Genomic DNA, 13,097 nt, shown 5'->3' on the forward strand with positions numbered 1-13,097 from the left:
TACTATAATCAGTAGTAAAATTGTTGGAACTTCATTATAAGCTCTGAAGAACTTACCGCTTTTTGTGCACTCATCATTTAAGAACTTAACTCTGAAAAATCCAAGCGAAAAGAAATAGGCAATCAAGATAAGAACAAAAAATATTTTAGCATGTAGCCAGCCATTACCGCTAAAGCCGAGTTCGTATGAAAGATAAGCACCGCTTAAAACTGTAGCCCACATTGCAGGGACACCGATATATTTGTAGATTTTCATCTCCATGATTTTTACTACTTTTACAAAACCCTCATTATCAATATTTTCTGCATGATATACAAAAAGGCGTGGCAAATAAAAAAGTACGGCATACCATGAGATAAAAGAGAGAATATGAAACCAAACTATCCAACTATACATCACTACTATTCTGCTACTTCCATCTCTTTAATAGAAGTCGCCTTATGCGAAACTACCTTATCGTGAAGACGGCGAAGTGCTTTTGTAGCTCTCTCAATCGCCAAATCAATCGCACTACCCAAATCTTCATCACTCTGACTAATTACTACCGGTTGTGCATGTGCTATACGTACATCAAACTCTACCCAAACACCCTTTTTTTCTGCTTTTAGATTCACGTTTACCGAAGTAATATCAAGTGAGTACTTTTTAAATGCTTCAATAGCAGCTTCTATATGTGCTCTTGTATCCGCATGTATACTCAAACCTTTTGCATGAATTTGTACATTCATTCTTTATCCTTTATTTTAATAGTTTTAAGTACTATTTATAGTTCAATAATAGCGAAATAAAGCTAAAAAATGTATAATGTCACAAATAAAATTTATGGATTTTGGAGTATACATTATGAGAGTTTTAACGGGCATACAGCCATCTGGGGATTTGCATATAGGAAACTATTTTGGTTCAATAAAGCAGATGGTAGAGGCTCAGGAAAAAAGCGAAACATTTGCTTTTATTGCAAACTATCACGCCATGACAAGCGGCGGTAAAGATCTCTCAAAATTAACAATGCAGTGTGCGACCGACTTTTTAGCACTAGGCATTGACCCCAAGAAATCAGTTTTTTGGGTTCAATCTGATGTCAAAGAGGTGCTTGAGCTCTACTGGGTTCTATCATCATTTACTCCAATGGGGCTTTTAGAGCGTGCTCACAGCTACAAGGATAAAACAGCTAAGGGTATTGGAGCAAATCACTCTCTGTTCTCTTACCCGGTTTTGATGGCGGCAGATATTTTAATCTTTAACTCAAATGTAGTTCCTGTCGGCAAAGATCAGATTCAGCATGTTGAAATAGCAAGAGATATTGCTATAAAGTTCAATAACCAATATGGAGATATTTTAACCATACCTGAGTTTAGAGTTCAAGAAGAGGTTCAAACAGTTCCGGGAATTGACGGACAAAAAATGTCTAAAAGCTACAAAAATGTTGTAAATATATTCGGTGATGAGAAGAGTCAATTAAAGACCATTAAAAAAATCGTTACCGAGAATGTAGCCGTAGAAGAGCCAAAAGAGTATGAGAGTTGCAACGTTTACAACATGGCAAAACTTTTTTTACAGGGCGATAGTTTAATAGAACTTCAAGAGAGATACAAAAGAGGAGGAGAAGGTCACGGGCACTTTAAAATCTACCTCGCAGATATAATGTGGGAATACTTTAGAGAGTTTAGAGAAAAACGTGAGTATTATGAAGCGCATCAAGATGAAGTAAGAGAGATCTTAAGCATTGGCGCTGCCAAGGCAAAAGAGGTAGCACTCCCTACTATTGAGAAGATAAGAACTCTTACCGGAATAAGATATTAGTTAGTTAAAAAAGTAAACTTTGATGCTATAAAACTTCTTTGCGAGAAGATAGGATCTTCTAACTCTAAAATAGAGCGCACTTCATCATTTACCAAGCGGTAATAGAGAGTTACTTCCACTCTATCGGCATCTTTTTCGTTTAAAACTTTAAGTACTCTTTTTGAGTTAGCCGCAATACTCAAATCTTCTGAAGCGCTAACAGCTAGATGAGGAATTGTCTCTTTTCCTCTCTTATCCTTGTAGTAAGTCGTCAAAGAGATTGTTTTAGTACCTACTACCTCTTTGCTGTTTTTAAATACAGCTTCTACTACTATTTCTCTTGAACCAAATCCACTCGGGATATTATGCGGATTTGGATTTGAGATGTGTATAATAGTCTCATCTCTCTTCTGCTCTAAACTTAAACTAAGAGCATCTTTCCACATGCTTTGAGTATGTGCGCCAAAAAATGTATGCTCTCTAATCTCTCTTTGTTTTGCTTTCCCGTTATCTACTCTCAAAGTAGCGGCAACACCCTGTTTTTTACTTCCCATGTGACAATCCACACAGAGTTTGCCTCCCTCTTTGTACTCATCTTGCATATTTGTAAATACAAAACCTGAAGCCGATCTATCGTTTGCATGACACACAAAGCATAGTTTATTTGGATCTTTGTCCATATACTCCCTATGTTCGACTCTATGGTAAGGCGATCGTGCATCATCGTAAGGTCCAACCATGACACCTGACTTTGTCCACTCTACACGATTTATTCCTCTTACCGTCTCATCTTTGTCTGAGTGAATTTTCCCTATGTTATGACAAACAACGCAGTTAATACCTTCACTTATATCATCACTCTCTAGAGCCTTCTTTACCTCTGAATCTTCATTAAGCCCCATAAGAGTTATTATCTCATGTTCTATCCCCGTACTTGTTACGGATATTCTCGGATTATGGCAAGTTGCACACTCTACTTTTACGCCGCTTAAACTTTTTCTTGTTTTTCTGCTGACGTAGTCAGTAGTTGCTCTAAAGTACTCGTTATTGTTGTAATGGCTTTTTGCATGCCATGACTGCTCCCACTCTTTAACTATAGGTAGATGACATGTTTTACATTTGCCTGAATCTTTAAACATCTCACCTATCTCAACCGGTTTTGCGGCAAAAAGAGTAGTAAAGAGTATAGAAATCAACAGCAACCTTTTCATCTTAATCTCCTCTATTTTTATCTAGCCAAACCATCAAGCCCTTTTGCGCATGTAGTCTATTTTCTGCTTCGCTAAAAACTATTTCAGAGTGTTTCTCAAAAAGCTCCTCACTAACCTCTAGACCTCTATAGGCAGGAAGGCAGTGCAAAAATCTTGCATCTTTTTGAGCTAAGGACATCATCGCATCATCAACCATGAAACCTTCAAAGGTCTTTACACGCTCCTCTTTCTCTTCCTCTTGCCCCATAGACACCCATGTATCGGTTGTAACGACCGTTGCACCCGATACAGCCTCTTTTGGGTCGTTCATAACCTTTATAACCGCGCCGCTCTCTTTTGCAATCGTAAGAGCATCTTCAAGCACTCTACTATCCGGTTCATAACCTTTTGGAGTGGCAATACGAAGTTCAAAACCAAGTTTTGCAGCTAGCATCATCCATGAGTGTGTCATATTGTTTCCATCGCCTACATAAGCAGCAACAATATTTTTATCCATCCCATACTCAACTAAAGTCATATAGTCTGCTAAAAGCTGCACAGGATGGTAGGAGTCAGTCAAGCCGTTTATAACAGGAACGCTTGAGTAACGAGCAAACTCTTCTATCATGGAGTGCTCAAAAGTTCTTATCATTACCATATCGCACATGCCTGATATTACGCGAGCTGTATCTTTTACAGGCTCGCCTCTCCCTAAATGAATATCACGATTAGATAGAAAAAGAGCATGCCCACCCAGTTGAAACATTCCAGTCTCAAAACTTACACGTGTTCTAGTAGAGCTTTTTTCAAATACCATAGCAAGTGTTTGATTTTTAAGCTCTTGATTGTAAATTTTTGCTTTTAAATTTTTCTTGATAGATAGTCCCGTCTCAACAATCTCAAGAATCTCCTCTTTTGTAAAATCTTTTAGTGTTAAAAAATGTCTCAATATCATTCCTAAGTTTAATTATTCATATTAAAGTAAAACCATAAGTTTATAGTAATTTTCTTTAAGGTTACTTTTGTAACATCTTTGCGACCTCTTTAGCGTGGTATGAGATGATGATATCCGCACCCGCTCTTTTAAAACTAAGCATCGTCTCCATAACAACTCTATCATAATCGATCAAATTATTCATCCCAGCCATCTTAAGCATGGCATACTCTCCGCTTACATTATAAACCGCCATCGGTAAAGAGGTGTTATCTTTAATCTCTCTTACTATATCCAAATATGCAAGAGCGGGCTTTACCATTAAAATATCTGCACCCTGCATCTCATCGGATATACTCTCCGCAACAGCTTCTCTTCTGTTTGCCGGATCCATCTGATACGAAGCACGGTCGCCAAAACTAGGAGTTGATTCAGCTACATCACGAAAAGGTCCATAGTATCCTGAAGCAAATTTTGTTGAGTAGCTCATAATAGGAAGATTCTCATACCCTGCCTCATCAAGGGCATCTCTGAGTATATGAATTATTCCATCCATCATGCCCGAAGGTGCTATCATGTCTGCACCGGCTTTTGCATGGATAATAGCTTGCTGTGCGGAAATTTTAAGTGTTGCATCATTATTTACGGTTTGATGTTTTTCATCTATTATTCCGCAGTGCCCATGATCTGTATATTCACAAAAACATAAATCTGTTACGACAAACATGTCCGGATGCGCCTCTTTAACTGCTCGAATCGCTTTAGCAATAATCCCATGCTCACACAGTGAGTCTGAACCTATTGAATCTTTTACATCCGGAATACCAAAGAGTATGATAGAGTAAAGCCCCAATTTCTTTATCTCACCACACTCTTTTATAACCTCATCGATACTCATCTGAAATACACCCGGCATTGATGCAACCTCAGTTTTAATCCCCTCCCCGCTTCTTACAAACAGCGGATATATAAAATCATTTACAGTAACATTCGTCTCACGAACTAGTGAACGAAGATTTGTATTTAGGCGGGTTCTACGAAACCTTTGAAACATTATTAAGCCTTTTTAGATATAATTTTGAAAAATATTTTACCGTTTTAAAGTTAAAATTAGGGTACATTAATTGAATATTAAAATTTCAGAAGTAGCAAATTTACCGACAGAGTTCGGTGATTTTAAAGTTCAAGTCTTCAAAGAGGGTCACAAAGAGCATCTTGTAATTTTCAAAGAGAAGCTAGAAGAGATTCCTATTGTTAGGGTCCACTCAGAGTGTTTAACGGGTGATGCAATCAAAAGTCTAAAGTGTGACTGCGGAGCACAGCTAGAGTATGCTCTAACAATGGCTGCACAAACAAACGGAATGGTTATCTACCTTAGACAAGAGGGTAGAAATATTGGACTCTTAAATAAAATAAACGCCTATGCCCTTCAAGATATTGGACTAAATACGATTGAGGCAAATCATCAGCTAGGCTTTGCCTCGGATGAGAGAACATATGAGATGGTAACTTTTATACTCCACCATTTCAACATACGTAAAATCAAGCTCCTTACTAATAATCCAAACAAGATAAACTCTATAAGCGACATAGAGATAGTAGAGAGGATACCGATAATCATAAAGTCAAACCCGCATAACGAGGCATATCTGGGAGTGAAAAAAGATGACATGGGGCATCTGCTTTAAGAAGGATATATTTTTGAATTTAAAAACAGTGCTTAGTGAGCAAAAAATTGAGTTGCCTGATGATTTTTTTGACAATATTACAAAATACAAAGAGCACCTTTTTAAATGGAACAGAGTCCACAACCTAACGGGTGCTAAAGATGAGCGCACCGTAGATGAGTTTATTTATGATGCTATCTTTCCAATAAGCTTTCTACCAAAGTGCAAAAACCTTCTAGATATCGGTACCGGTGCCGGTTTTCCGGGTTTAATTCTTGCTATGGGACTTCCGGAGACTGAAGTAACACTTGTCGAACCCTTGGCAAAAAGGGCAAGTTTCTTGCAGTTTATAAAGGCGGATTTGAATCTTGAGAATGTTCGTGTAATCAAAAAACGGGTTGAGGAGATGCAGAGTGAAATTTTTGATGTTGTAACCTCTAGAGCCGTTACGGATACGGATATGCTTTTGAAAATAAGTGAGAATTTTAGAGATAAAAACTCAAAACTTCTTTTTTATAAAGGAGAGAGAGTGTATGATGAACTCTCAAAAGATATAAAACACAAAGTTATAAAGATGAAAAATAGACACTACTTACTTATCGGAGATGATTTATGATACTAAAAATTTTATTGGTTATAGGTGTTATTGCACTTGTCTATTTTACGCTTATAAAGAAAAAACCTTCTATAGATAAATCGCAAAAAGAGAAAAAGAGCGATAAAATAGGTAGCGAGATGATTGAGTGTTCTGTGTGTGGCATCTACTTTGACTTAGATGACGCATTTTTAAGTGATGCAAAATATTACTGCTCAAAAGAGTGCGCAAAGAAGAAAAATTGATATTTTTTGGACATAGATTTTTAAAGAGTGAAAACTTTTATCATGTTTATGATACCGAGGCAATCCTAAACACCCCGCCCTCATCAACTCTCTATATAGAGTTTGATGAAAAAAATCTTGACATTATAAATCACGCTACGTTAAACTTAATTAAAATAGCCATACGAGTAAAGAACATAACAGAAATACTCTACACTTCGTCTCTTGGCGCTTCATATATCGTTGTAGAAAAAGAGCTTGCCAAAACGGCTCAAGATTTAGCCCAGAGCTACCTTTTTGATGCAAAAATATTAGTACTAATCGAAGATGAAGATGAGATTGAAGAGCTTGCTCTACTAGAAGTGGATGGAGTAATTTTCTCAAATGCCATTATAAAGATAACATCATTATAAAAATATGTTATATAGTTTAATTAAGTTTTTTTAGCCTACAATAGTTAGTTGTTTTAGAAATAGGAGGGAGGGCTTGTGAAAAATTTTTTAAATGATAAGATTTTAAAAAGCATTCCTCTGATTTTTTTAGTAGTTATTCTACTTAAAATCACCTACTCCTATTTTGATATAAAAGCACGAGAGTATGATTTTGCAAAAAAAGAGGCAGAGGTCTTAAATAGCTACGTTATAGAGAGTAGGCTCTACTACCAGACTCTTTTTTTAGACGGTGCCATTGATATAAACGAAAAGACACTTCCTGCGCTTCCTGCCTTTAGCTCACCGATTATATCTGAGAGATTCTCAAAAAACAATCCTCTTAACATCAGCGTAAAAACCGTCTCCGACCGTGCCAGAAACATTAAAAACAGCGCCGATAAGGATGAGTTAAAAGCAATAGAATTTTTTAAAAAAAATAGTGATGAGAGCGTCTACTTTAGCGACCAAAACAGTAAATTTTATCAATATGCAACAGCTCTAAAGGTAACCTACTCATGCTTGGCTTGTCATGGTAAAAAAGAGGATGCTCCTCTTCATATCCAAAAGCGTTATGAAGAGGCTTATGATTATGAACTTGATGAGATAAGGGGAGTTATAAGCATACAGATTCCCGTTAAAAATCTAAATCAATACTTCTATAAAAACTTTTTCAAATCTGTTATGTTTGACCTGACTCTCTTCCTTGCTCTTTTTATAAGCGTCTTATATCTTGTAAGAGAATCAAAAAGAGTAAGTATCGCTCTTGAAGAGAAAATCGAAGAAAAAACCAAAGAGCTAAAAGAGTCCTTTCTATATGACAGACTCACAAAGCTACCAAACAGGTTAAAACTGATTGAAGATATCAAACAGAGTAAAGATGCAAAATCATTCCATTTGGCACTTATTAATATAGACTCATTTAAAGATATAAACGACCTCTACGGCTATAAAGTCGGTGATGAGGTTTTAATTCAAGTGCCAAATAGGATTAGAGAGTATTGTAAAGATGACAACAGTGTCTACAAGCTTCCAAATGATGAGTTTGCAATATTTACAACTACGCAAATGTCTGATGAAGAGTTCTTTTTTATGATTAAAGATATGCTAAATAAGATAAGCGAGACAAAATTCAATGTAGCCGGTCAATCAATCTTTATAACTTTTAGTTGTGGTATAGCTTCAAACAAAGAGTCTATTTTAATCAAAACAAATAATGCTCTTCAAATAGCCAAAAAACAGACAAAAAATATTGTGCTATATAACGACTCCTTTGACGCTAAGGAGCAGATAGTAAAAAATATGAATGCACTTTTAATGCTAAAAAATGCAATAAAACACGACCAGATTACTCCATATTTTCAGCCTATCTATAACACTAGAACAAAGAGAATAGAGAAGTATGAGTCTTTGGCAAGAATTATTACTCATGAAGGCGAAGTTATCCCGCCTTTTGTCTTTTTAGACATTGCTATAAGATCAAAACTTTATCCTGAGATAACAAAAGCGATAGTTACAAAATCATTTGAATTTTTCAAAGGTAACAGTTTTGAATTCTCTATAAATTTATCTATTGTAGATATCCAAAGCAAAGATATCGTAAAATTTATTTTTAACAAACTTCAAGAGTTTGAGCAGCCTCAAAGAGTTATTTTTGAAATTCTTGAAACAGATAGAATAGAAAATTATCAAGAGATAAAAAATTTCATAAAAGATATTAAAAAGTATGGATGTAAAGTTGCAATTGATGATTTTGGAAGCGGATACTCAAACTTTTCACATATTTTAGAACTCAATGTCGACTATCTTAAAATCGACTCTTCGCTTGTTAAGTTTGTCACTACCGATGAAAACTCAAGAGTTGTCGTCAAGACAATAATCAACTTCGCCTCAAATTTAGGGCTTAAGACAATTGCCGAGTTTGTTGAAGATAAAGACTCCCTTGATGTTCTAGAGAAGATGGGCGTTGATTTTATTCAAGGCTACTATATAGGCAAACCAAGCAGTGAGCTAAATAGGGACTTTAAAGAGATTATATAACTCTTCTCTCTATCTCCGGCTTTAGGGAGGTTAAAATCTCATACCCTATTGTTTTTGCATACTTTGCAACAACTCTTGCATCGTCAAAAATCAACAGCTTCTCATCAGACGTTATAAACGAACTATTATCCATAGAAATTCTACCGACAATCTTTATGCCTTTTGGAGTTTTGTACCCATCTGCACAGACTCTAAAAAATCCATCGCCGTATCCAAAGTTGTAGTTGCTGATAATACAATCTTTAGTAGCCTTAAAATCACCGCCGTAACCTACTCTCTCGCCCTGTTTCAGCTCTCTTGAAGAGATTTTATCCGCCCATAGCGACAAAACAGGTTTAAATCCATCAACACAGAGAGCCTTTGGAAGCTCTAAACATCCGTAAGCCGCTATGCCGACTCTTGCCATATCCTCATCAAAACTGCCCTCTCTAAAAAGTGCAGCGGAGTTAGAGGAGTGAAATCTAAGTGCATCAAAGCCAAGTTCATCAGCAAGCATACGTGATATCTCTTTTACTTTTTTAAAGTTCTCTTTTTGCCAAAACCACTCACTTGTAAGCTCATCTGCACTTCTATAGTGTGTAAAAACAGCTTCTAAGAGCAAACCTGCATCTTTTATCTTTATAAAAGCCTCTTTTAGTCGGCTCATGTCAATGCCGTTTCTATGCATTCCGGTATCTACTTTTAACTCTACTTTAGTACCGGTAGGAAATTTATCTATGCTTTTTATATCATTTATCGTATATCTTATTTTATCGCTTGCTAAAATAGGGACCTCTGCTAAAACCAAAATATACTCAAAAAAATCTTCTACCGCTTCTGCCTCTTTAGATGTACGAACAACTGCTCTTTTTATACCGTACTCTTTTGCCATCAAAGCAATTTCTAATAATCCGTGTCCATAAGCATTATCTTTTAATACTAGTGCAATTTTATCTCTTGTTTTGGTACTTTTAGAGATAATGTCAAGGTTGTTAAAGAGATGATTTTTATTTAAAATTATATAAGCCATAAAGGAATTATATCAGATGAGAAGAGTAATTGCAGAGTTCGAAGAACAGAGTTTTACACAAATTATATTTCCACATGCAAAAAGTGATTGGGTAGAGTACCTTGATGAAGCGCAACAGACGTTTATAAACATCATAAATGAGATTATAAAATATCAGGAGTGTCTTGTTGTTTGTGATGATTTACAAAGTGTAAAGAGCAGGTTTGACAAAAATGAAAATCTCTACTTTGTAGAGTATGAGACAAACGACACATGGGCAAGAGACTGCTCTGCCCTTTGTGTTAAAGAGGACAATACCGTAAAACTTCTCGATTTTACTTTTAACGGCTGGGGCGGCAAGTTTGAAGCCTCTAAAGATAATGAGATGAGCAGTGCAATAAAAAGATGCTACGACAAGGAGCTCAAAAAAGTTGACTTTGTTTTAGAGGGCGGCGCAATTGAGAGCAATGGAGTCGATATAATCCTGACAACATCTGAATGTATGTTAAATAAAAACAGGAACCCTCTGCTAAAAAAAGAGCAGATAACAAAAAAACTCAAAGAAGAGTTTGGAGCAAGTAGAATTCTATATCTAAATCATGGCTATTTAGCCGGAGATGATACAGATTCACATATAGATACTTTAGCTAGATTTATAGATGAGAGAAGCATCATGTATGTTCAGTGCAGAGATGAAGAAGATGAGCATTACAAGGAGCTAGAGCTTATGGAAGCGGAGCTGGAGGTTTTTGCAAAAGAGCTTGACTTTAGACTAATAGCACTTCCTATGAGCGATGCATGCTATTTTGAGGGGGAGAGGCTTCCTGCTACTTATGCAAATTTTCTTTTTGTAAACGGTGCTGTTTTAGTTCCTACTTATGGAGTAAAACAAGATGAAGAAGCACTAAAAATCTTTAAAGAGACATTTCCAAATAGAGACATTATAGGAATTAACTGCTCCTCACTTATAAAACAGCACGGCTCACTTCACTGTGTTACTATGAACTTTGCTGCCGGAGTTATCCTCAGCTAAAATAGCAAAGCCGCTATACATCAAATAAGCCGAGAGAACTAGCCCTAAGAGTATTAAAATTATTCGTTTTATTTTTTCTATTTTATTCATGACGAAATTTTAGCAAAATTTTGTCAATTCTTAACATTTATGTAACACTACTTATATAAACTTGCCCAATCAAATAATCAAGGGTTATTATCATGTTAAAAATCATTCCATTATCGTTAATTGCAGTAGCTGCTTTAAGCGCAAGCGAGTTTGAACTTCCTAAGATAAGTGTTGAGTCCACTACTCTTACAGAGGTTAGTAAAAATGCTCAAATCTCAGCAGATTTGGCACAGGCTCTTAGCTCAAGTGTACCGAGTATCGACATGAACCGCAGAAGCGGTATCGCCAATGACATATATATTCGCGGTCAAAAAAGGGACAATATCTCTGTTGAAGTTGACGGCACAAAAGTTCAAGGTGCATGTGTAAACAGAATGGATCCACCTATATCTCACGTTCTTACAAATCAAATAGAAGAAGTTGAAGTGATTGAAGGTCCTTACGATGTTGAGATTTTCGGAACTCTAAGCGGTGGTGTTAAGATAAAAACTAAACAACCGACAAAAGAGCTTCATGGTGAATTAAATCTTGGATATGGAAGTTGGAATTATAAAAAAATCGGGGCTACAGTTAGTGGCGGCAACGATGTAGTTCGTCTTTTAGTAAGCACCTCTTATGAATCAAGCGATCAGTATGAAGATGGAGACGGCAATACAATTGCACAGCAGATAGACAACTATATAGCAGCAAATCCGGCTGCAGCTGCAATGGCTTTTAAACCGGAACATAAAGATATGGAGGCGTATACAAAAAAGAGTGTTATGACTAAAATGTTTGTAAATATTACGGATGATCAAGAACTTCGCCTAAGCTATACGGCAAATAGAAGTGATGATGTACTTTACGGCAACTCTAAGATGGATGCTATTTATGATGACTCAAATATCTATAGCATCGAGTATAATATAAAAGATTTAACTGATATATACAAAAACATCAACTTACAGTACTACTACTCAAATGTTGATCACCCAATGAGTACACAATACAGAATCTCTTCAAATGCCGTACCGGGAGACAATACAAATCATCTGACAACAGACATGAGAGGTATTAAGCTCAAAAATAGTTTTCTACTTGACGACTACAAACTTTTAGTCGGTCTAGATGGCAGCCAGAGAAAATGGGATGGTGACTACTACAATACAACAACCGGTTTGCCTATTGGAAGTGGAACACTTAAAAGCATAAATGATGCCGTAACAGAAAATGCGGCTATTTTTGCAAAACTTGAAAAAACCTTCGGCGCATTTGATGTAAGTGCGGGAGCTAGATATGACTCAACAGATATAACTAACGGAGGCGGTTTAGAGTCAAACAGTTATAGCGCTCTGGGTGCAAATATTTTTGCTTCATACAATATAAATAAAGCAAACAAACTCTTTTTAGGTCTTGGTCGGGCTTCTCGTGTTCCGGATGCTAGAGAACTTTACTTTATAAGCTCAAACGGCACTACTGTGGGTACACCAAACTTAGAGCAAACAACAAATACAGAGATAGATTTTGGATATGAAGCTAAAAATGAGCTCTATAGCTTTAAGATAAAAGGTTTCTACTCAATGCTGGATGATTACATCTACTACAACAACGATTTAGCTTCAAATAAGTTTGTAAATATTGACGCAAAGGTATATGGTGCCGAGCTAAGTGCATCTTACTTTGCAACTGATGAGATAACGGTAGATATGGGTGCATCATATAAGCGCGGTAAAAAAGATGAGGCACTTGCCGGACAAACAGACAAAGATCTAGCAGATATGGCTCCACTTCGTGGAAATATAGCTCTTAACTATGAGTATATAAACAGTAGCATGGCAACCGTTGAGGTACAAGCTTCTGACAAATGGAGTGATATTGATGAAGATAACGGCGAACAGGTTCTTAAAGCTTGGGCTATTTTAAATGCAAAACTAAAACATGCATTAAATAAAAATACAGAGATTACCATAGGTGTAAACAACCTCTTTAATCAAACTTACGCAGTAAATAACACTTATAAAGATTTAACTCTTATAGTTGCCGGTAACACATCGGATGTTATGCTCATGAACGAACCGGGAAGATACATCTACACAAACCTCACTTTCAAATTTTAACCCCTTCTATTTTTCACATGTTTTAAACAT

14 protein-coding genes are annotated in these 13,097 nt (G+C 36.3%); 8 read left to right on the plus strand and 6 right to left on the minus strand.

The features are described from left to right. Positions 1–396: CopD family protein (locus M0Q20_RS01670; protein WP_295058383.1), on the minus strand; the 396-nt coding region annotated here is incomplete at its 3' end. Between the two features lie 5 nt (positions 397–401). Beyond that, a complete protein-coding gene (raiA, locus tag M0Q20_RS01675; RefSeq protein ID WP_295058194.1) occupies positions 402–728 on the minus strand; it encodes a ribosome-associated translation inhibitor RaiA in 327 nt (108 codons plus the stop codon). Between the two features lie 115 nt (positions 729–843). Between raiA and trpS the strand changes: the two genes are divergently transcribed. Then, positions 844–1,803: a tryptophan--tRNA ligase gene (gene trpS / locus M0Q20_RS01680; protein ID WP_295058197.1), complete on the plus strand. Its 960-nt coding sequence runs from the start codon at positions 844–846 to the stop codon at positions 1,801–1,803. Here trpS and M0Q20_RS01685 read toward each other — a convergent pair. The 3 genes from M0Q20_RS01685 to hemB form a co-directional block, all read right to left on the minus strand. Continuing rightward, entirely contained in the window at positions 1,800–2,993 is a 1,194-nt protein-coding gene (locus tag M0Q20_RS01685; RefSeq protein ID WP_295058199.1) for a multiheme c-type cytochrome, read from the minus strand. The two genes, trpS and M0Q20_RS01685, sit on opposite strands and share 4 nt — an antisense overlap. Position 2,994: 1 nt before the next feature. Further along, positions 2,995–3,921: an ornithine carbamoyltransferase gene (argF, locus tag M0Q20_RS01690; protein ID WP_295058203.1), complete on the minus strand. Its 927-nt coding sequence runs from the start codon at positions 3,919–3,921 to the stop codon at positions 2,995–2,997. Between the two features lie 67 nt (positions 3,922–3,988). Then, positions 3,989–4,960 (minus strand): porphobilinogen synthase, encoded by a 972-nt coding sequence (hemB, locus tag M0Q20_RS01695; RefSeq protein WP_295058206.1) that lies wholly within the window; start codon positions 4,958–4,960, stop codon positions 3,989–3,991. Positions 4,961–5,030: 70 nt separating this feature from the next. Between hemB and ribA the strand changes: the two genes are divergently transcribed. The 5 genes from ribA (at position 5,031) to M0Q20_RS01720 (ending at position 8,860) form a co-directional block, all read left to right on the plus strand. Further along, a complete protein-coding gene (ribA, locus tag M0Q20_RS01700; protein WP_295058209.1) occupies positions 5,031–5,594 on the plus strand; it encodes a GTP cyclohydrolase II in 564 nt (187 codons plus the stop codon). Between the two features lie 13 nt (positions 5,595–5,607). Further along, a complete protein-coding gene (gene rsmG, locus M0Q20_RS01705; protein WP_295058212.1) occupies positions 5,608–6,189 on the plus strand; it encodes a 16S rRNA (guanine(527)-N(7))-methyltransferase RsmG in 582 nt (193 codons plus the stop codon). Continuing rightward, positions 6,186–6,413, plus strand: coding sequence for a PP0621 family protein (locus M0Q20_RS01710; protein WP_295058214.1), 228 nt, complete (start codon positions 6,186–6,188; stop codon positions 6,411–6,413). The genes rsmG and M0Q20_RS01710 overlap by 4 nt, the downstream gene beginning before the upstream one ends. Beyond that, the gene (locus M0Q20_RS01715) at positions 6,410–6,805 is read left to right on the plus strand and encodes a hypothetical protein (protein WP_295058217.1); all 396 of its coding nucleotides are present in this window, start codon (positions 6,410–6,412) and stop codon (positions 6,803–6,805) included. The genes M0Q20_RS01710 and M0Q20_RS01715 overlap by 4 nt, the downstream gene beginning before the upstream one ends. A 75-nt stretch (positions 6,806–6,880) precedes the next feature. Then, complete coding sequence (locus M0Q20_RS01720; RefSeq protein ID WP_295058219.1) at positions 6,881–8,860, plus strand: EAL domain-containing protein; 1,980 nt, start codon at positions 6,881–6,883, stop codon at positions 8,858–8,860. On the opposite strand, the gene M0Q20_RS01725 is transcribed toward M0Q20_RS01720, so the two are convergent. After that, a complete protein-coding gene (locus M0Q20_RS01725; protein ID WP_295058222.1) occupies positions 8,853–9,869 on the minus strand; it encodes an alanine racemase in 1,017 nt (338 codons plus the stop codon). The genes M0Q20_RS01720 and M0Q20_RS01725 overlap by 8 nt on opposite strands. Positions 9,870–9,885: 16 nt before the next feature. Between M0Q20_RS01725 and M0Q20_RS01730 the strand changes: the two genes are divergently transcribed. Together M0Q20_RS01730 and M0Q20_RS01735 are read left to right on the plus strand one after the other, a co-directional pair. Beyond that, positions 9,886–10,881 (plus strand): agmatine deiminase family protein, encoded by a 996-nt coding sequence (locus tag M0Q20_RS01730; RefSeq protein ID WP_295058225.1) that lies wholly within the window; start codon positions 9,886–9,888, stop codon positions 10,879–10,881. 182 nt (positions 10,882–11,063) lie between these two features. Then, on the plus strand, positions 11,064–13,067 hold the full coding sequence (locus M0Q20_RS01735) for a TonB-dependent receptor (protein ID WP_295058228.1): 2,004 nt from the start codon (positions 11,064–11,066) through the stop codon (positions 13,065–13,067). Positions 13,068–13,097: the final 30 nt, after the last annotated feature.

This window comes from Sulfurimonas sp., assembly GCF_023229025.1.
Taxonomy (GTDB): domain Bacteria; phylum Campylobacterota; class Campylobacteria; order Campylobacterales; family Sulfurimonadaceae; genus Sulfurimonas.

Excerpts from the sequence above, each read along its gene's own strand:
- hemB (WP_295058206.1), bottom strand. The coding sequence starts at position 4,960 with ATGTTTCAAAGGTTTCGTAGAACCCGCCTAAATACAAATCTTCGTTCA.
- M0Q20_RS01735 (WP_295058228.1), top strand. The coding sequence starts at position 11,064 with ATGTTAAAAATCATTCCATTATCGTTAATTGCAGTAGCTGCTTTAAGC.
- M0Q20_RS01710 (WP_295058214.1), top strand. The coding sequence starts at position 6,186 with ATGATACTAAAAATTTTATTGGTTATAGGTGTTATTGCACTTGTCTAT.
- raiA (WP_295058194.1), bottom strand. The coding sequence starts at position 728 with ATGAATGTACAAATTCATGCAAAAGGTTTGAGTATACATGCGGATACA.
- M0Q20_RS01730 (WP_295058225.1), top strand. The coding sequence starts at position 9,886 with ATGAGAAGAGTAATTGCAGAGTTCGAAGAACAGAGTTTTACACAAATT.
- trpS (WP_295058197.1), top strand. The coding sequence starts at position 844 with ATGAGAGTTTTAACGGGCATACAGCCATCTGGGGATTTGCATATAGGA.
- M0Q20_RS01725 (WP_295058222.1), bottom strand. The coding sequence starts at position 9,869 with ATGGCTTATATAATTTTAAATAAAAATCATCTCTTTAACAACCTTGAC.
- M0Q20_RS01685 (WP_295058199.1), bottom strand. The coding sequence starts at position 2,993 with ATGAAAAGGTTGCTGTTGATTTCTATACTCTTTACTACTCTTTTTGCC.